This is a genomic window from Pseudoxanthomonas sp. GW835-FHT14C01 (assembly GCF_058793715.1).
The window spans coordinates 12822-35804 of record NZ_JBXAGB010000001.1; the positions used below are offsets into that span (position 1 = coordinate 12822).

The 22983-nt window shown below is 65.9% G+C and carries 17 protein-coding genes; 12 read left to right on the forward strand and 5 right to left on the reverse strand.

Features of this window, described 5'->3' with window-relative positions:
- Window positions 1-32: 32 nt before the first annotated feature.
- Together trhA and AC1Q5B_RS00065 are read left to right on the forward strand one after the other, a co-directional pair.
- Entirely contained in the window at window positions 33-725 is a 693-nt protein-coding gene (trhA, locus tag AC1Q5B_RS00060) for a PAQR family membrane homeostasis protein TrhA (protein ID WP_492629719.1), read from the forward strand.
- Between the two features lie 85 nt (window positions 726-810).
- Window positions 811-2760 carry an AsmA family protein gene (locus tag AC1Q5B_RS00065; RefSeq protein WP_492629720.1) on the forward strand — a complete coding sequence of 650 codons (1950 nt, stop codon included), beginning with the start codon at window positions 811-813 and terminating at the stop codon, window positions 2758-2760.
- Between the two features lie 4 nt (window positions 2761-2764).
- Here the strand turns inward: AC1Q5B_RS00065 and AC1Q5B_RS00070 are convergent, their stop codons facing one another.
- Genes AC1Q5B_RS00070 through mtgA form a run of 3 tightly spaced genes read right to left on the reverse strand, consistent with a single transcriptional unit; the run spans window position 2765 to window position 4963 of the window.
- Window positions 2765-3193: a CBS domain-containing protein gene (locus AC1Q5B_RS00070; RefSeq protein ID WP_492629721.1), complete on the reverse strand. Its 429-nt coding sequence runs from the start codon at window positions 3191-3193 to the stop codon at window positions 2765-2767.
- On the reverse strand, window positions 3153-4193 hold the full coding sequence (locus AC1Q5B_RS00075; protein WP_492629722.1) for a glycosyltransferase family 2 protein: 1041 nt from the start codon (window positions 4191-4193) through the stop codon (window positions 3153-3155). Before AC1Q5B_RS00075 ends, AC1Q5B_RS00070 begins: the two co-directional genes overlap by 41 nt.
- Complete coding sequence (gene mtgA, locus AC1Q5B_RS00080) at window positions 4190-4963, reverse strand: monofunctional biosynthetic peptidoglycan transglycosylase (RefSeq protein ID WP_492629723.1); 774 nt, start codon at window positions 4961-4963, stop codon at window positions 4190-4192. Before mtgA ends, AC1Q5B_RS00075 begins: the two co-directional genes overlap by 4 nt.
- 121 nt (window positions 4964-5084) lie before the next feature.
- On the opposite strand from mtgA, the gene hslO reads away from it, so the two are divergent.
- The 10 genes from hslO to AC1Q5B_RS00130 all read left to right on the forward strand — a co-directional run bounded on the left by hslO (window position 5085) and on the right by AC1Q5B_RS00130 (window position 20703).
- Window positions 5085-5981, forward strand: coding sequence for an Hsp33 family molecular chaperone HslO (gene hslO, locus AC1Q5B_RS00085; protein WP_492629724.1), 897 nt, complete (start codon window positions 5085-5087; stop codon window positions 5979-5981).
- A gap of 147 nt (window positions 5982-6128) precedes the next feature.
- The gene (locus AC1Q5B_RS00090; RefSeq protein ID WP_492630916.1) at window positions 6129-6962 is read left to right on the forward strand and encodes an XOO1806 family protein; all 834 of its coding nucleotides are present in this window, start codon (window positions 6129-6131) and stop codon (window positions 6960-6962) included.
- A 289-nt stretch (window positions 6963-7251) separates the two neighbouring features.
- Complete coding sequence (locus AC1Q5B_RS00095) at window positions 7252-9927, forward strand: TonB-dependent receptor plug domain-containing protein (protein WP_492629725.1); 2676 nt, start codon at window positions 7252-7254, stop codon at window positions 9925-9927.
- A gap of 147 nt (window positions 9928-10074) precedes the next feature.
- On the forward strand, window positions 10075-10749 hold the full coding sequence (locus AC1Q5B_RS00100) for a putative 2OG-Fe(II) oxygenase (RefSeq protein ID WP_492629726.1): 675 nt from the start codon (window positions 10075-10077) through the stop codon (window positions 10747-10749).
- Window positions 10719-11720, forward strand: a complete 1002-nt coding sequence (locus AC1Q5B_RS00105) for a class I SAM-dependent methyltransferase (RefSeq protein WP_492629727.1) — start codon at window positions 10719-10721, stop codon at window positions 11718-11720. Before AC1Q5B_RS00100 ends, AC1Q5B_RS00105 begins: the two co-directional genes overlap by 31 nt.
- Window positions 11717-13657: an O-linked N-acetylglucosamine transferase, SPINDLY family protein gene (locus tag AC1Q5B_RS00110; protein WP_492629728.1), complete on the forward strand. Its 1941-nt coding sequence runs from the start codon at window positions 11717-11719 to the stop codon at window positions 13655-13657. The genes AC1Q5B_RS00105 and AC1Q5B_RS00110 overlap by 4 nt, the downstream gene beginning before the upstream one ends.
- Window positions 13658-13701: 44 nt before the next feature.
- Window positions 13702-15087, forward strand: a complete 1386-nt coding sequence (locus AC1Q5B_RS00115) for a putative 2OG-Fe(II) oxygenase (RefSeq protein WP_492629729.1) — start codon at window positions 13702-13704, stop codon at window positions 15085-15087.
- Between the two features lie 213 nt (window positions 15088-15300).
- Window positions 15301-18195, forward strand: a complete 2895-nt coding sequence (locus AC1Q5B_RS00120; protein WP_492629730.1) for a TonB-dependent receptor domain-containing protein — start codon at window positions 15301-15303, stop codon at window positions 18193-18195.
- Between the two features lie 80 nt (window positions 18196-18275).
- Window positions 18276-20105: a tetratricopeptide repeat-containing sulfotransferase family protein gene (locus AC1Q5B_RS00125; RefSeq protein ID WP_492629731.1), complete on the forward strand. Its 1830-nt coding sequence runs from the start codon at window positions 18276-18278 to the stop codon at window positions 20103-20105.
- Between the two features lie 4 nt (window positions 20106-20109).
- Window positions 20110-20703, forward strand: coding sequence for a 2OG-Fe(II) oxygenase (locus AC1Q5B_RS00130; protein ID WP_492629732.1), 594 nt, complete (start codon window positions 20110-20112; stop codon window positions 20701-20703).
- A gap of 5 nt (window positions 20704-20708) precedes the next feature.
- On the opposite strand, the gene AC1Q5B_RS00135 is transcribed toward AC1Q5B_RS00130, so the two are convergent.
- Complete coding sequence (locus AC1Q5B_RS00135) at window positions 20709-22007, reverse strand: aspartyl/asparaginyl beta-hydroxylase domain-containing protein (protein WP_492629733.1); 1299 nt, start codon at window positions 22005-22007, stop codon at window positions 20709-20711.
- Window positions 22008-22078: 71 nt separating this feature from the next.
- Window positions 22079-22975 carry a DUF4097 family beta strand repeat-containing protein gene (locus AC1Q5B_RS00140; RefSeq protein WP_492629734.1) on the reverse strand — a complete coding sequence of 299 codons (897 nt, stop codon included), beginning with the start codon at window positions 22973-22975 and terminating at the stop codon, window positions 22079-22081.
- Window positions 22976-22983: the final 8 nt, after the last annotated feature.

Genomic DNA, 22983 nt, shown 5'->3' on the forward strand with positions numbered 1-22983 from the left:
CATCCCGTGCTGCATTGCGGTAACGTGCGCGCATGAGCGAGCCGACCTCCTTCGAAGCCCTGCGCGCCCGCAAGCGCGCCGACCATCTGGTCGACCTGCGTGACGAACTCGCCAGTGCGCTGACGCACGGCCTCGGCGCGGTGGCCGCACTGGCCGGCGGCGCGGTGCTGATCACGCTCGCCGCCATCCATGGCGACGGCTGGCAGCTCGGTGCGTCGATCGTCTTTGGCATCACCCTGCTGCTGCTCTACACCGCCTCCACGCTGTACCACGCCATCCAGCATCCGGTGGCGAAGGGACGGCTGAAGGTGTTCGACCACTGCGCGATCTACCTGCTGATCGCCGGCACCTACACGCCGTTCACCCTGATCGGCCTGCGCGGCCCCTGGGGCTGGGGCCTGTTCACCGCGATCTGGACGATCGCCATCGCGGGCGTGATCTTCAAGTTGTTCTACACCGGCCGCTTCAAGCTGCTGTCGACGATCCTCTACATCGCGATGGGCTGGCTGGTGGTCGTCGCGATCAAGCCACTGCTGACCTCGGTGGATCCGTGGACACTGGGCTGGCTCCTGGCCGGCGGCCTGTTCTACACGCTGGGCACCTTCTTCTACCACCGCGAGTCTATCCGCTATTCGCACGCGATCTGGCATCTGTTCGTGATCGCCGGCAGCGTCTGCCATTTCGTCGCGGTCACCCAGCAGGTACTGTTGCCGCGCTTGGTGTGAATCCGCATCGACGTTCGTGTCCCTGACATGAACCGTCGATCTCTGTTTCGCGGCACGTGAACACGCGTTCCCCAACCATGGGGCCATGAATGCCGCGCCCACCCCACGTCGCCGCTTCGCCCTGCGCCCGCTGTCGCGTACCGGCGCGATCGTGCTGGGCATCCTGGCCGCGGTGATCGTGGTGGTCGCGATCCTGTTCGAATGGAACTGGCTCCGCCGGCCGATCGAATGGGTCGTGGAACGGCAGACGGGCCGCAGCTTCCACATCGCGGGCAATCTGGACGTCGATCTGGGACGCGTGACCACGATGCGTGCGGATGCGCTGACGTTCGGCAACGCCGCATGGTCCAGGGTACCGACGATGGCGGCGGCCGACCGCGCCGAGGTGAGCGTGGAAGTGCTGCCTTTCGTCTTCAAACGCGAGACGCGCATCCCCCGCATCCACCTGACGCGCCCGCAGCTGCGGCTGGAAAGCGGGCCCGACGGCACGGGCAACTGGGTGTTCGGCGACACGCGCGGCGAGCGCCGCACGATCTTCCGCGATCTCTGGATCGACGAAGGCCGCCTGCTGTTCCTTGATCCGACGCGCAGGACGGATGTCGACATCACGCTGGACAGCGCACCGTCCCCCACCTCGGAAGTGGCGTCGGCGGTCAATGTGGAAGGCAAGGGTCACTGGGCGGGCAACCGCTTCACGCTGGCCGGCCAGGTGGCATCGCCGCTGGCGCTGCGCGACACCGGCAAGCCCTACCGCATCGACCTGCGGGCGACCGCGGGCCCGACCCGCGCCCATGCGCGCGGCACGCTGCTCGATCCATTCCGTCTGCGCGATTTCGATCTGCAGCTGATGCTGTCCGGCGAGGACATGGAGGACCTGTTCCCGCTGATCGGCATCGCCACGCCCCCCACGCCACCGTATCGGCTGGATGGACGCTTCACCCGCGACGGCGACACGTGGCGCTACGACGGCTTCACGGGCGTCGTGGGCGACAGCGACCTCGCCGGATCGGCGAGCGTGACCGTAGGGCGTGAACGACCGCTCCTCCAGGCGAACCTCGTGTCGAAGCGGCTCGATTTCGACGACCTGGCCGGCTTCGTCGGCGCGCCGCCGCAGACCGGCGGCAGCGAGGCCAGCAACGCCGAGCAACGCGCGGAAGCCGCGGCGCGGGCGGCGGATGCGCGCTTGCTGCCGGACACGCCGTACGATCTGACCAAGCTGCGCGCGATGGACGCCGACGTGCGCTGGAAGGCGCATCGCATCAATGCGCCCGGCCTGCCCATCGACGACATGGATGCGCACCTGCTGCTCGACACCGGCGTGTTGCGCCTGGAACCGCTCAACTTCGGCGTGGCGCGGGGCGATATCCGTTCGCAGATCCGGATGGATGCGCGCAACGACACCATCCGCACGCAGGCCAAGATCGCGGTGCGCGGGCTGGATCTGGGCGAACTGTTCCCGCAGGCCGAGCTGACGAAGAGCGCGGTCGGCCGCATCGGCGGCGACATGACGCTGGCAGGCACCGGCAATTCGATTGCCGGCATCCTCGGTACGGCGGATGGCGACATCGCCGTCGGCATGGGGCGCGGCCAGATCAGCAACCTGCTGATGGAACTCGCTGGGCTGGATATCGCCGAAGCGCTGAAATTCCTCATCACCAAGGACAAGACGGTGCCGGTGCGCTGCGCGTTCGGCGACTTCGCCGTGAAGGACGGCCTGATGCAGACGCGCACGCTCGCGTTCGATACCAGCGACACCATCATCGTCGGCAAGGGCCAGATCAGCCTGAAGGACGAGACCTTGGACCTGGAGATGCGGCCGCGCCCGAAGGACCGCAGCATCCTTGCGCTGCGCTCTCCGCTCGTGGTCGGCGGCACGTTCAAGGATCCGTCGTTCCGCCCCGACTTCAAGCGACTGGGCCTGCGCGGCGCCGTGGCGGTCGCGCTCGGCACCATCACGCCGCCGGCCGCGCTGCTGGCGACGATCGAGGTCGGTCCGGGCGAGGACAGCGCCTGTGGTGGCCAGTACGCGAAGTGAAGGGCTAGCTGGCGATATAGCGCTGCAGCTGGTCCAGTTCCACCTGCTGGTCCTCGATCACCGCCTTGACCAAGTCGCCGATCGAAATGACGCCGACGATGGTCTCGCCGTCCGCTACCGGCAAATGGCGGATGCGGTGCTCGGTGACGACCTGCATGCAATGGTCGACGCTGTCGTCCGGCCGCACCGTCACGACCTTCGAAGTCATGATGTCGCGCACCGGCGTATTGGAAGAAGACCGCCCCTGCAACACGACCTTCCGGGCGTAATCGCGCTCGGACACGATGCCGCACAGCCGCGGGCCCTGCATGGCGAGCACCGCGCCGACGCCTTTCTCGGCCATCAGCTTGATGGCATCGAGCACGGAGGCGTCGGGGGATACCGCGAAGACGTCAGGGGTCTTGGCCCCCAGCAACTGACGAACCGTGCGCATGGCGATCTCCTGGGTAGGGAGCGGGTCGATCTGGTGCGGCCAAGGATACTCCTGCCGACGCGGGTTGCCATGCGTCCACCAGGTAGAGCGGCCGCTGCTTGGATTCCTCGTACAGGCGGCCGAGGTATTCGCCGATCAGGCCCAGCGCCACCAGTTGCATACCGCCGAGGAACAGGATGACCGTCATCATCGTCGGCCAGCCTGCCACCGGATCGCCGAACAGGAAGGCCTTGCCTACGATGTAGATCGCGAACGCGAACGCCAGCAGCGCGGTCAGCACGCCGAGGTAGGTCGCCACGCGCAACGGCGCGGTGGTGAAACTGGTGATGCCTTCCAGCGCGAAGTTCCACAGTTTCCAGAACCCGAAACTGCTGCTGCCGGCCACGCGCGCCTCGCGATGGTAGGGAAGCGACTTCTGGTTGAAGCCCACCCAGCCGAACAGGCCCTTCATGAAACGGTGGCGCTCGCGCAGCTCGCGCAACGCGGCCAGCGCGCGCGGCGACAACAGGCGGAAGTCGCCGGTGTCGGCCGGGATGGGCGTCTTCGACAACCGGCCGATCACGCGGTAGAACGCATGCGCGGTGGCGCGCTTCAGCCAGCCCTCGCCATCGCGCTCGACGCGCGTGCCGTGCACGTTGTCGTACCCCGCGCGCCATTCGCGCACGAAGTCGCCGATCAGTTCCGGCGGATCCTGACCGTCGGCGTCCAGGATCAGCGCCGCGCCGGTATCCACGCGATCCAGTCCCGCCGTCAGCGCCGCCTCCTTGCCGAAGTTGCGGGACAACCGCAGCACCGACACGCGTGGATCGTCCGCTGCGAGCCCGCGCATCACCGCCCAGGTGGCATCGCGGCTACCGTCGTCGACGTACAGCACACGGCCCTGCACGTCGTCCAGCGCATCCAGTGCCGCCATGATGCGCGGGTGCAGCAGCGGCAGAGATGGGGCTTCGTTGTAGGCGGCCACCACCACGGTGACCTGCCAGGGTCCGGCAACGTTCAAGGCAACGCCTCCAGATAGGCACTGCCACCGATCTGCCGGACCTGACGCTCGATCCGCGTCGCGCGTCGCTGCACGTAGGGACCGGGCCGTTGCGCGCTGTACCGGCGCGGCGACGGCAACACGGCCGCCAGACGCGCACTTTCGTTCGATGTCAGCCGCACGGCGTCCTTGCCCCAGTAGCGCCGCGCCGCCGCCTGCCCGCCGTATACGCCATCGCCGAACTCGGCGACGTTGGCATAGACCTCCAGGATGCGGCGCTTCGGCCACAGCGTCTCGATCAGCACCGTGTACCAGGCCTCCAGCCCCTTGCGCGCCCAGCGCGTGACCCGGTGGCTGCCCTGCCAGAGGAATACGTTCTTGGCGACCTGCTGGCTGATGGTGCTCGCGCCGCGGATACGCGTCACCGGCCGTCCGCGCTCCTCCGCACGTTCGACCATCTTGCGGTTGTGCACGCGCGCCTTTTCGATCGCTTCCAGGTCGAAGCCATGGTGGGTGGCGAAGTTCTGGTCCTCCGCCGCGACCATCGCCAGCGGCAGGCTGGGCGCCATGCGATCCAGATCGCGCCAGTCGTAGGCGATGCGGAATCCGAAGTCGCCCTGTCCCCACGCCTCGAACACCCGCGCCGCCATGAACGCGGTGAACGGCGGATCGACGAAACGGAGCACGGCGACCTGCAGGATGCTCGCCGCAGCGAACAGGAAGGGCAGCGCCAGCAGCCAGCGGAACCAGCGGCGCCGACGCGGCGTCGCGGCGCCCATCGTTGCACTCATCGCGCCCGCCGCATCTTGAGGATGGTGTTGGTTGCCCCCATCGTGGCGTTTCCCCTTCGGCATGTGTGGTCGGCATTATGCCGAGACGCCCGCCTGCCACGCATGCCTACCACGGATTCCCATGACCGCCGACAGCGCTACCGACGCCCTGACCCGCTTCCTGCTTCCCGCCGCCGGCGTCCGCGGCGTCGCCGTGCGGCTGGACGCGACATGGAGAACAGTCGCCGGCCGCGCCGACTACCCGGTCGCCGCACGCGAACTGCTGGGCGAGGCCATCGCGGCGGCGGTGCTGTTCACCGGCCACACCAAGGTCGATGGCCGCCTGTCGATCCAACTGCGCAGCCAGGGCAGCCTGCGCGGCGTGTTCGCCGAATGCACCGCGGCGGGCACCGTGCGCGGCATCGCGCAGGTCACCCCGGACCAGGACGCGCCCCGCGACCTGCGGGATCTGGGCGACGACGCGCTGCTCGCCATCACCATCGAAAATCCGGGGTTGGACCCGCGCGAACCGCAGCGCTACCAGAGTCTGGTCGGCCTGCAGGCCAGCCGCCTGGCGGAAGCGTTCGAAGACTATTTCCGCCAGTCGGAGCAGTTGCCCACGCGTCTGCTGCTCTCGGCGGACGGGGAGCGGGCCTGTGGCCTGATGCTGCAGAAGCTGCCCGGCGACGAGGGCGACGAGGACGGCTGGAACCGGGTCGGCGCCCTGTTCGACACCCTGGGCGAAGTGGAACTGCTGGCGACCCCCGTCCTGGACCTGCTGCACCGCCTGTTCCACGAGGAATCACCGCAAATCCTGACCCAGCGCCCAATTCGCTTCGGCTGCTCTTGTTCGCGCGAGCGGGTCGAGAGCATGCTGCAGTCGTTGGGGGAGGAAGAGGCGACGGCCGCGCTGGCCGACGGGGTGGCCGAAGTCCGTTGCGAGTTCTGTGGGCAGGAGTACCGGTTTTCGCCCCTGCAGATCGCGGAACTTTTCAGCCAGCCGCGGGTCGATGTGGACGCGCCCAGCCGCCTGCAGTAATCCGGCGGTCGGTTGGCCGCCCGGGGACTTGTTAAAGAATCATAAACGGCATAGCATCGGTTCCCCTTCGGGAGGGGAACTCCGGGTAGACCCAGGAGTCTGAAGCGAGCCATGAATCTGCGTAGCCTGTCACTGTCGCTTGCCCTGTTGCTCGCCTCCGGCGTGGCGACGGACGCGCATGCGCAGAAGGCCACGCGCAAGCCCGCCCCCAACCCCCAATCCACCGCCCTGCCGATCTGGAACAACGACGGCAAGGTCGAGGCGGTGCTGCTTCTGGAACCCACCGGCCAAGCCGAAGCCGGCGCCCGCTGGCGTCTGGGCCGTAATTCGCTGACCACGGCCTTCGGGCTGGAAAGCGGCGATGAACTGGGCCTCGTCTGCAACCGCAAGGCCGGCGTGGTCGGCAACATCGGCAACCTGGCCAGCCATTGCATGCTGGCGACCCTGGGCGACGACGACGATGCGACCACCAGCCAGCGTGTCAGCGCATCGGCGGTACTGAGCCGCCCCGGCGGCAAGCTCGGGCTCTCCGCCGGCACCGGCCGCGACACGCTTCCCGCCTGGCTGTCTTCGGGGCGTGGCACCGGCCGCGTCGAACAGAACGATTTGACCGTATTCGGCCAGAAGAACATAGGGCGCGAGGGTTTCGTGTCGATCGGCGGCGCCGTGGCCAAGGCCACCCTGGTGCCCGCCTCCGACCTGCCCGCCCTGGCCGACCGCTGGAACAGCCGAAGCCTGACCGTGGGCGGCGGCTATGGCCCCTTCAGCGCCAACATCATCGGGCGCGTCATCGACGTGCCCGGCCAGCCCGGCAAATTCGAGGGCCTGGGACTCGGCCTGACCTGGCGCACCCCGTGGAGCGGACAGCTCACCGTCGGGGCGGAGAACGTCGTCACCCGCGGCAAGAACCCCTTCTCGCTCACGAACGAAAACGCCGACGAAGGCACAGTGCCTTACGTGCGGTACGAGCAGGACCTCTAGCTTTCTACCTCCTGGTAATGCACCCGCGCTGCCTCGCAGCGCGGCGTCTTGCGTGCGCTTTGCCCTCGAATTCCTTTCTTTGCCCACCACTTCCGGCAAGCCCGGCCGCAGGTGTGCGGAACGTCACAATTACGTAACCAGACCTACGTCTCTCCCTGTTCTATCTTCACGCGGGTTTAATTCTTGTTAAAACCCGACTAGTATCCGGTCACCCCCTCGTTTCGTGGTCGCCCTTTTTGACCGCCACGAGGGACACCTTGGGATAGCCCCTTAATGGGAGAGAGAGAGAATGAACTGCAAAACCACGAAGCTCCGTGAGGCGATCTCGTTCGCGCTCGCGGTGGGTACGGTATCGGCCTCCGGCATGGGCGTCGCTTTTGCCCAAGAGTCCAGCGGCGACGCAAGCACCACCACGCTGAACCGCATCGAGGTGACCGGCTCGCGCATCAAGCGCACCGACATCGAGACCGCGGCCCCGATCACCACGATCACCCGTGCTGACATCGAAGCGGCAGGCGAACTGTCGGTCTCCGACTTCCTGCGCAACAACGTCTACAACTCGTTCGGCTCCACGCGTGAATCGTCCGGCTCCGCGACGGGTTCGCAGGCCACCATCAATCTGCGCGGCCTGGGTTCGGCCTACACGCTGGTCCTGATCGACGGTCGCCGCATGACCAATTCGGGTGCCCTGTCCGGCGGCGCGGCCAACATCAACATGATCCCGACCTCCGCGGTCGAGCGCATCGAGATCCTGCGCGAAGGCGCCGGTGCCGTGTACGGTTCCGACGCGATCGGCGGTGTGGTCAACATCATCCTGCGCAAGGATTATGAGGGCTTGAATGTCACCGCCAGCTACGAGACCTCGTCCGATGCTGGCCCCGACGGCAACACCCTGAGCGTCTCGGGCGGCATCTCGTCCGACCGCGGCAACATCACGTTCGTCCTGGACCACCAGGAACGCGACATGATGTACAACCGCGACATCCGCAGCAAAATCCCGCCGGCACTGTGGACCGCTGGCCTGAGCACCTACAACTCGTCGGCCACCTTCCTGGGTAGCGCTGGCCTGCAGAGCGTCGCCAACTGCGACACGTTCGAGAACAGCATCCGCATCAGCCCGACCCGCTGCTCGTTCGACCACGGCGCGACCTCGGCCAATGAATCGTCGCTGCGCCGCAACGCCCTGTTCGTCAACGGCAACTACAACCTGACCGAATCCACGCAGTTCTTCTTCCGTGCGTTGAACTCGGAAACCCGCAGCCTCGGCGTTTATGCCTCGGCGCCCGTGGACAACGCAGGCCGTGGCGTCGGCGTGCTGCCGACCATCTCGGCGACCAACCCGTTCAACCCCTTTGGCGAAGCCGGCACGATCTACTACCGCTTCACCCCGCTGGGTACGCGCGACTCGATCCGCCAGGACAAGCAGCGCGAGTACATGGTCGGCCTGAACGGCAGCAACGACTGGTTCGGCGGCGCCGACTGGGAAGTCAGCCTCGGCCATGGCATCAACTCGCAGAACAGCGTCAACTACAACTACGGTATCGGCAGCACGCTGCAGCAGCTGATCGACTCCGGTTCGTTCAACCCGTTCAACCCGAACCACCCGAGCGTGGCAGCGAATGCGGGCCGTATCGGCCACACCGTCTTCGTTGAGTCGCAGATGCGTTCGGTGACGGGTGACGGCCACATCAGCTTCGACCTGTTCGAGCTGCCGGCCGGCGCTGTCGGCTTCGTCACCGGCTTCGAATACCGCGACGACCGCTTCACCCAGATCTACGACGCCCAGAGTGCCGCACGCAACGTGTTCGGCTCGGCGGGCGCCGGCGGTCAGGGCGAGCGCTCGTACTACGCGGCCTACTTCGAAACCCTGGTCCCGATTCTGGAAAGCCTGGACGTGACCCTGGCAGGCCGCTACGACAGCTACAACGACCTCGGCAGCAAGTTCTCCCCGCGCGTTTCGCTGGAGTTCCGCCCGCTCGACTCGCTGCTGTTCCGCGGCACCTGGGGTAAGGGTTTCCGCGCTCCGACCTTGGTCGACATGTACGGCGACAGCTCGAGCACCAATCTGAACAGCCCGCCGGTCAACACGCTCACCCCGGCCCACGCCGGTGGCGACGAACTGGCCTGCGCTGCGTTGACGGCGGTCCGCACGGCGATCGGCAACCAGGCTTATCAGCCGTACCCGGTTAACCCATGCACCTCGTCGGGTCAGTACACCTGGTTGGTCTCGTCGAACCCCAACCTGACTCCGGAAGAGTCCACCAACTGGGGCGCAGGCGTGGTGTGGAGCCCGTCGGCCGACTTGTCGTTCGCGCTGGACTACTACGACGTCGAGCTCGAGAACGTGATCGGAACCGTGCCGCGCGCCCTCGCCTTCCGTAACGGCGATGCCGGTGTGCCAGGCTATGGCGTCACCCGCGGCACCCCGATCACGGCACCGAATGGCACCGTCCTGCCGGGCGCACCCAACCTGATCCTGCTGCCCACCGACAACGGTGCGCTGCAGACCGCGCGGGGCCTGGACTTCGAAGCCAACTGGCGCCTGCAGACCGACGGCCTCGGTACGTTCAACACCAAGCTGTCCTGGTCGCATCAGCTGGAGTACGACTTCACCCCGATCGCCGCTGGCACCATTGAGCGCTCGGGCACGGCGACGTTCCCGGAAGATCGTGGTCAGCTGGCGCTCAACTGGTCGGGTGGCATCTATAACTTCGGCGTGATCACCAACTACATCGGTTCTAGCTCGAACGGTACGGCCGCCACCACGCTGCCGTCGTGGACCACGTTCGACGTTCAGGCCGGCGTGAGCCTGCCGTGGAAGGCAAAGGTCAGCCTGGGCGCGCGCAACGTGACGAACAAGGATGCACCGATCAACAACGCGCTGTTCGGCTTCCCGTTCTACAGCAACACCCTGTACAACATGTACGGTCGCATGATGTACATGCGCTACGAGCAGAACTTCTGATCTTGGAAGCATCTGCGAGCACTTGAACCAGGCGAACCTGGTTCACACGATGCCCCCTCACGGGGGCATCGTGCTTTCCGACTGTTGCGTTGCGCCATCGGGACAGCATGGCATCATGCATCCAGCACCAATCCGGGAATCCAAGGCATGAGCGGCAACGAGGTCCAGGCGCAGGTCTTCCCGCTCTATGCGGTGCCGATGCTGCAAAGCCAGATCGGCGACGCGTCCCGCCTCAATGCCGAGCTTTCCTCGCTGTTCCTGCGCCTCGAAAGCCAAGGCGATACGCATCGAGACCCGATACGCCGTGACACGCAGTACGGCATCTTCGAAAGCAACTTCTTCCTTCATCAGCGCACCGATCCCGTCCTCCTGGAGTTGTTCGGATTCCTGCGGGCCTCGTTGCTGACCTTTATCCAGGGGATGAGCCAATACTCGGATACCGAGATGACAAACATCGAACTGGACATGCACTCCTGGTTCCATGTCACGCGGAACGGCGGCTTCCAGAGTCTGCACAACCATCCCAACGCCAGCTGGTCTGCGATCTATTGCGTCGACCCCGGCGATGCGTCCTCTCCCGAAAGCGGTGCCGTACGGTTCCATGATCCGCGTACGGGCTGCGACATGTATCGCGACCCGTCCACCGAGCGCATGCAGTCGCCCTACCGCATCGGCCCTTGGCAACTGATCCACAAGCCGGGCCAGATGATCGCGTTCCCCTCTTATCTGCTGCACGAGGTCTTTTCCTACACCGGCACGCGGCCGAGGATTGTCGTCGCATTGAACGCTTGGTGTCGCTGGAAGAACGTGCCTCGGCCGTGAGCACCGAGCACCCCATGTCCACGGAGCGAGTGCCCGACGGTGGCGATGCTTGGAGCAGGCTATGGCGTGCCGGCGTGCTGCACTCCTGCTCGACCGCGATTGATGGCAACTACGACGGCAAGATCGCGGCATTCTGGCATGCGCGCTTCGAAGAACTCGGCGCGCGGCAGCGCGTGGTGGACATCGGCACCGGCAATGGTGCGCTGGCCCTGCTCGCGAAGCAGCATGCGGCGAAACGGAACATCGGCTTCGAGATCCACGGCGTGGACGCGGCGGACATCGACCCTCCCCGTTGGGCACCTGCGGCGACCTCGTTCGAAGGAATCGCGTTCCATCCCCGGACACGCATGGACAAACTTCCCTTCGCCCCAGGCAGCGTCGCACTGGTGACGTCGCAGTATGCCTTTGAGTACTCGCGCCCTCGCGACGCTACGCTGCGCGAACTGTTTCGCGTCATCGGCCCTGCCGGCAAGGCTGCCTTCCTCCTGCACAGCGCCGACTCGCTGATCTCCCTCACGGCGCGCCAGCAGCTCGAGGCATGCGACCTGCTGTTCGACGAGACCCATATTCTCGACCTCGCGCACGCATGGGTATCAGACCTTGCCGGCACGACGCCCCCAACCGATACAATCCAACAAAGGTTCCAGCAGGCATCAGCACGACTCGTCGCAGGGGCCGTCGCGCTCCCGGAAGCCGCCATCCTGCGCAAGTCGTTCCATTATCTGCATGCCACGCTCGAACAGGCGCAGCACGCACCCGCACACGCTTTGCAGTATCTGGCGAGCGCGCGCGACGACCTGGAGGCGGAGCGCATCCGGCTGCAGCATCTGTCCGCTGCCATCATGGATCTGGCCGAGCTCGAACACCTGCACGGGCAAAGCGTTGCTGCAGGTTATGCCTCGTCTAAGCTCGCCCCTCTGGACCAGGACGCAGGCAGCCGCATGGGCTGGACGCTCGTCGTATCGCCATGACGGATGCCGAACAAGCGCGCCGTACGCACGCCGCCGGCGATCTCGCCACCGCCGCTGTCCACTACGAGCGCGCGCTCGCTGCTGCGCCCGGCGATGCCTCGCTGATGTTCGACCATGCCGTCCTGCTGATGCAGATGGTCCGCATGCAGGATGCCGCTACTCTGCTGCGTGAAGTAAGACGGAAACTGCCCGACGACACGCAGGTGCTCCTCGCGCTCACCGTATGCCTGAGGACGGGCGGCGGAACCGAAGAGGCCATGCAGGTGGCTGAGGAAGCCACGGCGCGCCTGCCCCATGACGCCACGGCATGGATGCTGAAGGGAAGCATCGAAGTCAGCGCGGGGCTTTACACGAATGCCGAAGCGAGCCTGCGGCGCGCGCTGTCGCTCGCACCTCGATTCGGAGAAGCTTGGCACTTCCTCGGCGAGAGCCTGCACCACCAGCAACGTTGGCAAGAGGCCATCCATGCCTACAGGATGGCGTCGGCCGAACAGCCGGGCGAGATCTACAACGTCGGCATGTGCGCGGAGCAGGCGGGCGATCTCGAGCTCGCGCGCAGCAGCTACCAGCAGGCGAGCAGCATGTTCCCGGATCGCGCCGACGTCCTGCTACGGCTGGCGCAGACCGAAGCGCGCCTGTGCGAATTTTCTGCCGAATATGCGACGCTCGAAAAACTCCGTCGCGCGACTGCACGCGGCCTCCCGGCGGGAGAGGTCCTCGAGGCGTTTCCGCTCACCTACCTCCCGCTCAAAGCATCACTGGTCCGCCAGGCCTTGGATCGGTACATGGAAGCCGCTATCGCGCGCGCGCCGACACCTGCGCTGTCCACCCAGTCAGCGATGATTTCGGTGGGACAACGGATCCGAATCGGCTACCTGTCCGCCGACTTCGGCAGGCATGCGGTCGGCCAGTTGGTGGCGGATGTGTTCCGCTCTCACGACCGCGAACGGTTCGAGGTTTTCGCCTATGCGCTCCGGCGGCACGACGACGCCGTCGCCAACCGGATCCGCGGGAGTTGCGACGTCTTCGTGGACTGCACGTCCCTCGGTACAGCGGACATCGTCGAACGCATCCGGCGAGACGGCATCCATGTCCTGGTCGATCTTAACGGCCCTACGACAGGCGCTCGCCTGGAAGTCCTGGCGGCACGGCCTGCGATTCTGCAACTGGGCTGGCTCGGCTTCCTGCACGCCCAGCAGGCGCCTTGGCTGGATGCCATCCTGCTCGACGAACATGTGCAACCCCTTGACAGCGCGTGGCCCTACGGCGATCGCATCGTCCGCCTTCCGCAGAGCCTGTTCCCGCCTTCGCCAATAACAGGCGGGCGCCGGCAGCGCACACGCTTCGGTCTGCCGGCGGAAGGGTTCGCCGTATTAGCCAGTTTCAACAACAGTTACAAGCTGGACTTAGCTCTGGTTTCTGCGTGGATCAGGATCCTCGCTTTGGCACCCGACGCCCTCCTGATGGTGTATCTACCACTGAGCGCCCGCGCAGGCTTCCTCCGGCACTGGCGTGAACTGGGAGGCGAAGGATCGCGGCTGATGGTGGTCGACGCACTGGACCCCGTAGACCAGGCCGACCGTGCAGCGAGTTGCGACCTCCTGCTGGACGCATTCCGCTATCAGGGGGGCGCTACCACGCTCGATGCGATCGGCAGCGGATTGCCCGTGCTCTGCCGTGCCGGCGATACCCCCCCTTCGCGCCTTGGCGTGAGCGTGAACCGGGCGCTAGGCATGGACGAGCTGGTGGCCATGGATACCGACGACTACATACGGCGTGCGGCATCGCTCGCCAATCATCCCGCTGAACTCCACGCGCTGCGCCAACGCGTCATGGCCCTCATGGAGCGGGGAGCCTTTTCCGATACCCGGCGCGTAACGGCAGACCTTGAGCAGATCTGCGAGCGCATGTTGCGGGAAAAGTACGCCACTGCCTGACCGCGAGATCGACTTGCCGGCATGCCCCTATCGAAGTCTCCACCATGACAAACGAACACACGTCCATTGCGGAGTTAGTGGCCTCGGCACGCGCCGCATTGCAGCTAGGTCGAGTCGTCGACGCGGTCCGGCTCTATCGCCTTTGCCTCAATCAGGGTGCGCCCGTCGTCAGCGAACTGGCCGGCGTGTACTTCCAGAGGGGAGACTTCGCGGCGGCGCGTGGCGTACTTGATGCGGCGATCGCGCGCGTGCCGGAGCACGACGACTGGTTCTTCCAGCGCGGCCTGGTGCTGATGTCCATGGACGAATCCGGCCTCGCCGAGGTGGATTTCAATCGCTTCCTCGACGCATGTCCGGACTTCGCGCCCGCCCGGTTCCAGCGTGCGCTGGCGCGCGTCCGCCTGCACCGGCTCGGCGATGCCTTGGAGGATTTCCGCCAGGCCACCCGACTGCAGCCGGACATGGTGGATGCCTGGGTCAACATGGGCATCCTGTTGCTGCGCACGGGCGACGCGCAGGACGCCGTCGATGCGCTTCGCGCCGCGGAACAGCGTGCGCCCGGGCGGCCGGAAATCCTGCGCGCGCTGGCCAGCGCCTACGACGGCGCGGGTGATGTTCAGTCCGCACTGCAGCTTTATGCACGGCTGGAACCGACGAGCGCGAGCGCACCCGACTTCCTCACCAATCATGCCCTGTGCCTGCTGCGGGGCGGTCAGCCCGAGGCCGCCCATCAACGGTTCACCCGCGCACTCGGTCTTGCCGCACGAGACCAGACAGCACTGGCCGGCCTTTACATCGCGGCCAACGAGCTCGGCCGCGACCATGAGGTAGATGCATTGATGGACTTTGAGCGGCTGCTGCACACGGCCACTTCGGTCCTCCTGTCCCATGATCGTCAGGCACTACGGGACGCGGTAATCACGCACCCGGAACTCAACTGGGAGCCCGCAGGCCGCTCGACGGTCCATGGGCAGCAGAGCGTCATGCTGGACCTCGCGGCAGGGTCGCCCTTCCACGTGATCGGCGAGGCGATGTCCCGGCAGGTTAGGCGGCACATGGCAACGCTGGCGGCACAGCCTGCGCTTACCCACCATCCCTGGGCACGCTCCGTACCTTCCCGCTGGCGCCTGCAGATGTGGGCCACGGTTCTCCAAGACGGCGGTCACCAGACACCGCACATCCATCCCTCAGGCTGGATGAGCGGCGTTTTCTATCTAGAAGCAGGCCAGCCCAGGGAAAAGGGCGCAGGGGACATCGTGTTCGGACATCCGCAGCCCGAGTTCACCCTGATCGCGGCACCCCGCAGCGCACGACACCGTCCCCGCGATGGCGACGTACTGCTTTTCCCTTCGTACTTCTTCCACCACACCGTTCCCTACAGTGGACCGGCCACACGCATCAGTCTTGCCTTCGACGTCATCCCTGCATGACATGGCCGCCACCGGACGATTTCACGCCAGCATCACCTACGTGAATTCGAACTGGCGTCAATTGGCCTTTTTCGCCCCTCCAAAAAGCACTTAACGACTCTTTAATTCTCTCTTTGGCCCGACTATGATCGGGGCACCCCCGCTATTTGGTCGCCGCTGCTTGGCGGCCAGCAGGGTTCCCCTAGGGCTTAAACAACGTCATCCGGAGAGAGAATGAACCACAAGACCACCAAGCTGCGCGAAGCCATCGGCTTTGCCCTGGCAGTGGGTGCGACCAGCGCCGCCGGCACCGGCTTCGCGTTCGCGCAGGAGTCCAACGAAGGCGCCAAGACCCTGGATGCGATCCAGGTGACCGGCTCCCGCGTGGCCCGCGTCGAAACCGAAACCGCCAGCCCCGTCGTCGTGCTCGACCGCGCCGCCATCGAACAGACCGGCAAGCTGACCCTGGGCGATCTGCTCCAGGAAATGCCGTCCATGTCGGGCGCTCCGACCAATCCGCAGGTCAACAACGGCGGCGGTGACGGCGCGTCCACCATCGACCTGCGTGGCCTGGGGTCAGCCCGCACCCTGCTGCTGGTGAACGGCCGCCGTGTCGTCAACAGCGACGTCAACTCGATCCCGGCCGCGGCCGTGGAGCGTATTGAAATCCTGACCAGCGGCGCCTCCGCCGTGTACGGTTCCGACGCCGTCGCTGGCGTGGTCAACTTCATCCTGCGTCGCGACTTCGACGGCATGACCGCTTCGGTCGACTTCGGCATCACCCCGAGCCACCAGGACGGCCAGCGCAGCGGCGGTTCGCTCACCTTCGGTCAAGTGGGTGACAAGGGCAACATCATCGCCGGCCTGAGCTACAACAAGTTCGACGGCATCTCGTCCGCCGACCGCGACTTCTCCAAGGACGCCACGTACCTGTACTCCGGCTACGTCACCGTGTTTGGCTCCAGTCGTAATCCGAACGGCCGCATCTTCTTCCCGGAAGGCAGTCCGCTTATCGCCCAGTATGGTTGCGGTTCGGTCACACTGACGCCGGGCGCCAGTGGTCAGTCGCAAGGTGACTATCGTTGCTACAGCAGCGCGCGTGACTCGTACAACTACCAGTCGACCAACCTGATCATGACGCCGCAGGAGCGCACCAATGCGTTCTTCCTGGCGAACTACCAGATCACCGACAACCTCAACGCGTTCGCCGAGGTCTACCACAACAAGACCTCGTCGAACTTCGCCATTGCCGCCCTGCCCTTCGACTCGGGCTCGGATGGCGTGGTGATCTCGGCCGACAACTTCTACAACCCGTTCGATCAGAACTTCGGTCCGGCCGCCGACGGTAGCCAGAACTTGTTCCTCACCCGCTGGACGTCGCTGGGCCAGCGCCGCTCGTACTACGACACCACCACCTCGCAGGTCGTCGCGGGCCTGGAAGGTTTCGTGGGCGAAAGCTGGAAGTGGGACGCCGCGTTCAACTACGGCCATTACTTCAGCGAAAACACCAGCTACGGCTACGTGGACTACGCCAGCCTCGGCGACGCGCTCGGCCCGTCCTTCATGGACACCGATGGCGTGGTGAAATGCGGTGCGCCGGGCGCGATCATCGCCGGTTGCACGCCGCTGAACATCTTCAACATCTTCGACCCGCAGTCGGTTGCCACGATGCAGGCCGCCGAAGCGCGTCCGGTCTACTCGACCATGTACCAGACCCGCAGCTTCGAGGCCAACGCCTCGGGCGAACTGTTCAGTCTGCCGGCCGGTGCCGTGCAGCTTGCGTTCGGCGGCGCGTGGCGTGAAGAGTATCAGCGCAGCGAAGTCGACTACATCGCGATCGCCGATGAAGCTGGCCGCTGCATGATCTCGCAGGAAGCCTGCTCGTCTCCGGTCGGCGGCAAGTACGACGTAACGGAAGTCTACGGCGAACTATACGTGCCGATCCTGGCCGACCTGCCGTTCGCGCACCTGCTGTCGGTGACGCTGGGTAGCCGCTACTCCGACTACTCGACCTTCGGCGACACCACCAACAGCAAGCTGCAGGTGGAATGGCGTCCGATCGAGAACCTGCTGTTCCGCGGCACGGTGGCGGAAGTCTTCCGTGCGCCGACCATCGGCAACCTGTACGACGGCCCGCAGGGCAATGCGCCGCAGCTCAACGACAAGTGCACCGGCTACGGTGCCACCGGCGCGCCACGCAATCATGAGAATGCGTGTGGTGCAGGTGCAGGTGCAACCAGCATTCCCACCACGGGTATCGCGTCGGCACCCACCAGCCAGTCAAACGGCGTGTGGTCCGGCGCCGTCGCTGCCGGCTTCGACCTGAAGCCGGAGGCGGGCAAGTCGTTCTCGTGGGGCGTCGTGTATGACCCGCAGTTCGCGCCTGGCCTGTCGGTCAGCCTGGACTACTGGCGCCTGTATTTGAACGACACGATCACCCGCGCCGACGCGCAGACCGTGGTCGACACCTGCTACGCAGATGACAGCCACCCGTTCTGCGAATTCATCAACCGTCGCCCCGATGGCCAGGTGGACTTCATCCGCGAACCGATCGTCAACTTGGGCCGTCTGGATACGCAGGGCTACGACTTGGCCATCCGCTATCGCCTGCCCGACACTGCGTGGGGCAGCTGGGGTTTCGGTCTGGACGCCACGTACATCGATCGCTACGACAACGACACCAACCCGCTCAGCGAAGAAGATGCTGTCAAGCACATCGCCGGCACCTACAACCCGTCGTACGGCATGTACGCTCGCACCCGCGGCCGCGTGTTCGCCAACTGGAGCAAGGGTGACCTGGGCCTGAGCTGGCGCGCTCGCTATGTCAGCGGTTTCGACATCGGCAGCAACGATCTGGCACAGGGCACCAGCGTCGACATGCGTTGCAATACGCTGCTGCGTCCCGAGCAGTGCTATTCGATGCGTTTCGACGACTACCTGATCCACAGCTTCAGCGCTTCGTACTCGCTGCCGTGGTTCAACTCGAAGGTAGAAGTGGGCCTGGACAATGCGTTCGACAAGCAGCCACAGCTCCTGTTCCAGAACAACGTGCTGAATGCCAACACGGACGTGCAGACCTTCGATACGGTCGGCCGCTACCTGTGGGCACGCTACACGATGAACTTCTAAGCAGGATGCGGTAACCGCTGTACCCGAGGTCGCGCGGCGCACGCCGCGCGACCTTTTTGTTGCCACGCTAGAATCGAACGATGAATCCATCCACGATCCAGCAGGCCATCGCGCTGTTCCAGAGCGGCCGTTTCCAGGAAACCGCACGGTTCTGCCAGCTCGCGTTGGCCCGCCAGCCGGGAGACGAGAGCCTGGCAACACTGTGGGCGATGAGCTTGCAGAACCTTGGCCGCGACCAAGACGCCATGCCTGTCTATCGGCAGCTGGCCCAGGCTCGTCCCGGGGTTTCGGCGCACTGGGCAAATCTGGGCCTGGTGCTTCGCCGGATCGGAGAGTACGGCGAGTCGGACGACGCTTATCGGCGAGCGCTGGCGCTGGAACCGCGCAACACCGGCTTTCTGGTCGACTACGGCCTCCTGTTGATGGACATGGGCCGCATCGCCGAAGCGCGGCATCGCTTTCTCGACGCCGTGGAACTGGAACCCGACGTCCCCGAGGCGCGCATCTACGCCTCGCTGGCCTGTTTCGAATGCGGCGATGCGCAACGCGCCGCCGTACTAATTCCCGATGCCAACGTATGGCAGGGCCTGCCACCCCATCTGCGCGAAGAACTTGCCACGGCACTGATGCAGGTGGGTCGTACCGAAGAAGCCGAAGCGCTGCTTCTCGCACCCGGCATGCAGCAATCGGCTTCGGGCATCATCCGGCTCGCGCAGCTCAACGAGCGAACCAACCGGATCGAACAGGCGGAAGCGTTGCTGGTACGCGCACGCGCCGCACTCGATACCGCAGGCCGCCAGGAAAAGATCGACCTGCTACACTTGGAATCCTCGCTGGCGATGCGCCGCAAGGACTACGACGCCGCCCGCAGTGCGGCCTCGGAAATCATCGCCCTGCGGCCCCATGTGCAGGCCGAAGCCAATGCGCACTTCACCTTGGCGAGCATCGCCGACAAGCTGAAGGACCCGCAGACCGCCATGGAGCACCTCGAAAAGGCGCACGCGATCCACTTCAGGCTGGCGGAAGACGTCGTCCCGGAAATCGCGCACTCCGATGCCGAACCGCTGAAGGTCTCCAGCAAGTGGCTCGCCGAGAACGAATGCGGCTTCCGCCACGACCCCCGCGCGCCGGGCGAGAAGGCCTCGCCGGTCTTCATCGTCGGGTTCCCGCGCTCCGGCACCACCATGCTGGAACAGATGCTGGACGCACACCCCGGTTACGCCTCGATGGACGAGCGCGCCACGCTGCAGCGCTGCATCGAGCACATGGAGAAGCGCGGCTTCGAGTACCCGCATGGGCTGGACCGACTGGATGCGGGCGCGGCCGACGATCTGCGTGCGGTGTACTGGGCCGAAGTCGCGAAGGTGATCAGCCTGACGCCCGGCCAGCAACTGGTCGACAAGAATCCGCTCAACATGCTCCGCCTGCCGATGATCCTGCGGCTGTTCCCCAACGCGAAGATCATCCTGGCCCTGCGCCATCCCTGCGACGTGCTGCTGAGCTGCTACATGCAGAATTTCCGGTCGCCGGCCTTCATGGTGTTGTGCTCCAGCCTGGAGCGGCTGGCGAAGAGCTACGTCAACGCAATGCGCTTCTGGATCCATCACCAGGCGTTGCTGTCGCCCGACACGCTGGTGCTGCGCTACGAGGACACCGTCGGCGACTTCCCCGCGCAGGTCGACCGCATCGGCGCTTTCCTCGGCATCGACGACCGCGACTTCCTCGCGCAGTTCAGCCAGCACGCCGCGCGCAAGGGCTACATCAGTACGCCCAGCTATTCACAGGTGGTGGAGCCGGTCAACAGCCGCGCGGTGGGTCGCTGGCAGCCGTATGCGCGTTGGTTGGCGCCGGCATTGCCGATCCTGCAGCCGGTGGCCGACCACTGGGGCTACGACCTGACGGTGCGATAAGCCGATGAACGCCCTCGCCGACTGCATTCGCACCTACGACGACGCCCTGCCGGCCGCGTTCTGCCAGCAGTTGATCGACAATTTCGAAGCATCCGCGCAGTTCCAGGTGCCCAACGGACGCGGCTACCGTCCCGCGCTCGACGAGAGCCGCTGGACGGAAATGAACCTGACACGCCTTGCGGATCCGGCGTTCGTGGGTTTCTTCATGACGCGCATCGAGCAGGCCCTGGCCCGCTACAACGCCGATCTCTCGCTCACCCTTCCGATCCCGCTGCGGCCCCGCATCGACCGACTGACGATGAAGAAGTACCGGGCGAACGCGGGCGACACCTTCCAGCCCCATTTCGACTCGATCGACGAAGTGGCCGGCCGCTACATGGTCTTCCTGTGGTACCTCAACGACGTGCAGGAAGGCGGCGGCACCCGCTTCACCGATCTCGGCATCGAAGTGCGCCCGCGCGCCGGCCGGCTGCTGATGTTTCCGCCCTACTGGATGTTCCAGCACATCGGCGCGCCGCCGGTGTCCAACGACAAGTACATCCTGTCGACCTACCTGCTGTTCGACAAGCCGGGGACACCGGACCACCTGCACGAGTAGCGCCGTCAGACGGCGCCTGCCCGCGTATTGAAGTGGCCGATGGTCTCCACCAGTCGCCTGAGCGCCTGCACTTCCACCTCGCGCAGGCGCGGATGCCAGGTATCCAGGATCATCACCACGCGCAGCCGGTCGCTGCGGTTCCACGCGGCATGCAGGAAGGTGTCGTCGAAGGTCACGCAGCGGCCTTCCGTCCAAGCGTGCTCGACGCCGCCCACCTCCAGTGCGCAGTCCGGCGGCACGATCAGCGGCAGGTGCGTGACCACGCGGCTGTTGGTCACGCCATGGTGCGGCTTGATCACCGTGCCGGGCGAGAGCAGCGAGAACAGCACCTCCGGCGCATGGCCGTCGATGCGCGTCAGCGGCACCTGCGCGAGCGCGGCGGCCGTTGCGGAGCATGCCGCCAGGTGGTCGGCGAACACCTCACCGTGGCGGTAGAAGAAGTACGCATCCCATGCCGCCGTATCCAGGTCGCGCGGATTGTCGAGGAAATCGCCCTTGCGGGCGCCGCCGCTGAAATCGAGGAACGGCTGCAGGCCCTCGCGCGCCGACAGCACCCGCTGCAGTTCCATGCGGATCGCCTCGGCGGACTGCTCCAGCGCCGCGTACCAGGGAAACAGCGCGCGATCGAAGTACGGCTCCGGCTGCAGGTCGGGGATATGCAGGAACGTCGGCTTCTGGCGCGGATCGGGGCTGCCGGCGGGCCGCAGTCCCAGATAACCCTCCAACGCGTACGCGACGCGCTGCAGCTCATCGGCACCGTATTGCCGCACCAGCGGCGCGATCGCATCGAAGAACAGCGCATGCCGGCCGGCATCGATGATCGCCATGGCCTGCCGCACGCGGTCGCGCAGGTCCGGCGCGGTGGTCTGGTCGTTGAGCCAGCGTCCCTTCGCCTGCGCCGTGTTGACCGCACGGAAGAAGTGGACCAAGGCCTCCTCGGTCCGGCCCAGCCCCTGCAAGGCTTCGGCCACCTGGAGGCGGACGATGAACGAATCCGGCGCCAGCGCCATGCCGCGTTCGAGCGCATCGACCGCCTTAGAGATGTCGCCCAGATGCAGGCGACAGGCGCCCAACCGCATCCAGGCCTCGCCGATCTCCGGCGAGGCGGACGTCAGCGCCTCCAGACGCGTCGTCGCCGCCTCGAATCGTCCCAGCGCCATCAACCCCTGCGCGGCGACCAGTTGCAGACCGTCATCGTGCGGGTGCGCCGCCAGTCCCTGTTCCGCATCGGCCAGCGCCTGCGAGGCGTTGCCGGTTTCCAGATGGCGACGCGCCTGCTGGACATGGAATGCGGCGCTGGTCATGCGGCGTAGCCTCGGTCGGGATCATCGGAAACGCGCCGATGATACGGGACATCGCGGCGTCGCCGAGGCGCTTACTCCACCCGCACTTCCGCACTGCCGGAGAACGTCTCCAGACTCACCCGGCCGCTGCCGCCGCCGTAGGTGGTGGAGAAGCTGGAACCGGGCCCGCGGCGCTTCTCGATGGTCACGCCGGTGGCCTTGAGGCTGCCGCTGAAACTCTCGCCGCTGACCTGCGCGGAGACATCCTTCGGCAGGCGCAGCAGCAGGTTGCCGCTGACCGATTCCATGCTGATCTCGCCGGCCGGGGCCAGGGCGGTACTCACTTCGGCCCGTCCGCTGACGGTGGTGGCGCTGAGATCGCGGATGCGCTCGCCGTTGACGTTGACCTCGATGCGGCCGGAGACGGTCTCCGCATCGATGTCGCCGTTCAATCGGCCGCGCAGCACGATGGACCCGCTGACCGTGCTGACGTCGACGTCCTCACTGTTGAGCGTCAGGTTGGCGTTGCCGCTGACCGTCTCCACGTCCGCCTTGCGCGGCGCGGCGGCCGCGACGACGCTGCCGCTGACGCTGCTGATCGACAGCTCGCTGGGTGCCACTCCGGTGACGTGCACGTCGGCGGCGACGGATTCGATGTCGAGGTCCGCACGCACCGGCACCATCACCACCAGGTTGGTCGGTCCGGTCCGGTCGCCGCCCCAGCCACCGCTCTTGGGATAGCGCACCTCGATGCTCACCTGGCTGCCGGAGCCATCGATGGCGAGGCGCTCGACGCCTTGGCCGAGCGTACCGGTCACCTGCACCTCGCTGCGTTCCCAGCCACGTACGTCGATGCGACCCTTGACGTTGCTGATGTCGACACGGCCGCGCGCATCGAGCGGTCTCGTCTCGTCGATGGCGGTCTGCGCCAGGGCCGACGGCGCCAGCAGTGCGGTGGCCAACAGCAGGGAGAAGGAATAGGTACGCATGGGGAAAC

Excerpts from the sequence above, each read along its gene's own strand:
- trhA (WP_492629719.1), top strand. The coding sequence starts at position 33 with ATGAGCGAGCCGACCTCCTTCGAAGCCCTGCGCGCCCGCAAGCGCGCC.
- AC1Q5B_RS00065 (WP_492629720.1), top strand. The coding sequence starts at position 811 with ATGAATGCCGCGCCCACCCCACGTCGCCGCTTCGCCCTGCGCCCGCTG.
- AC1Q5B_RS00070 (WP_492629721.1), bottom strand. The coding sequence starts at position 3,193 with ATGCGCACGGTTCGTCAGTTGCTGGGGGCCAAGACCCCTGACGTCTTC.
- mtgA (WP_492629723.1), bottom strand. The coding sequence starts at position 4,963 with ATGAGTGCAACGATGGGCGCCGCGACGCCGCGTCGGCGCCGCTGGTTC.
- hslO (WP_492629724.1), top strand. The coding sequence starts at position 5,085 with ATGACCGCCGACAGCGCTACCGACGCCCTGACCCGCTTCCTGCTTCCC.
- AC1Q5B_RS00095 (WP_492629725.1), top strand. The coding sequence starts at position 7,252 with ATGAACTGCAAAACCACGAAGCTCCGTGAGGCGATCTCGTTCGCGCTC.
- AC1Q5B_RS00100 (WP_492629726.1), top strand. The coding sequence starts at position 10,075 with ATGAGCGGCAACGAGGTCCAGGCGCAGGTCTTCCCGCTCTATGCGGTG.
- AC1Q5B_RS00110 (WP_492629728.1), top strand. The coding sequence starts at position 11,717 with ATGACGGATGCCGAACAAGCGCGCCGTACGCACGCCGCCGGCGATCTC.
- AC1Q5B_RS00115 (WP_492629729.1), top strand. The coding sequence starts at position 13,702 with ATGACAAACGAACACACGTCCATTGCGGAGTTAGTGGCCTCGGCACGC.
- AC1Q5B_RS00120 (WP_492629730.1), top strand. The coding sequence starts at position 15,301 with ATGAACCACAAGACCACCAAGCTGCGCGAAGCCATCGGCTTTGCCCTG.
- AC1Q5B_RS00125 (WP_492629731.1), top strand. The coding sequence starts at position 18,276 with ATGAATCCATCCACGATCCAGCAGGCCATCGCGCTGTTCCAGAGCGGC.
- AC1Q5B_RS00130 (WP_492629732.1), top strand. The coding sequence starts at position 20,110 with ATGAACGCCCTCGCCGACTGCATTCGCACCTACGACGACGCCCTGCCG.
- AC1Q5B_RS00135 (WP_492629733.1), bottom strand. The coding sequence starts at position 22,007 with ATGACCAGCGCCGCATTCCATGTCCAGCAGGCGCGTCGCCATCTGGAA.
- AC1Q5B_RS00140 (WP_492629734.1), bottom strand. The coding sequence starts at position 22,975 with ATGCGTACCTATTCCTTCTCCCTGCTGTTGGCCACCGCACTGCTGGCG.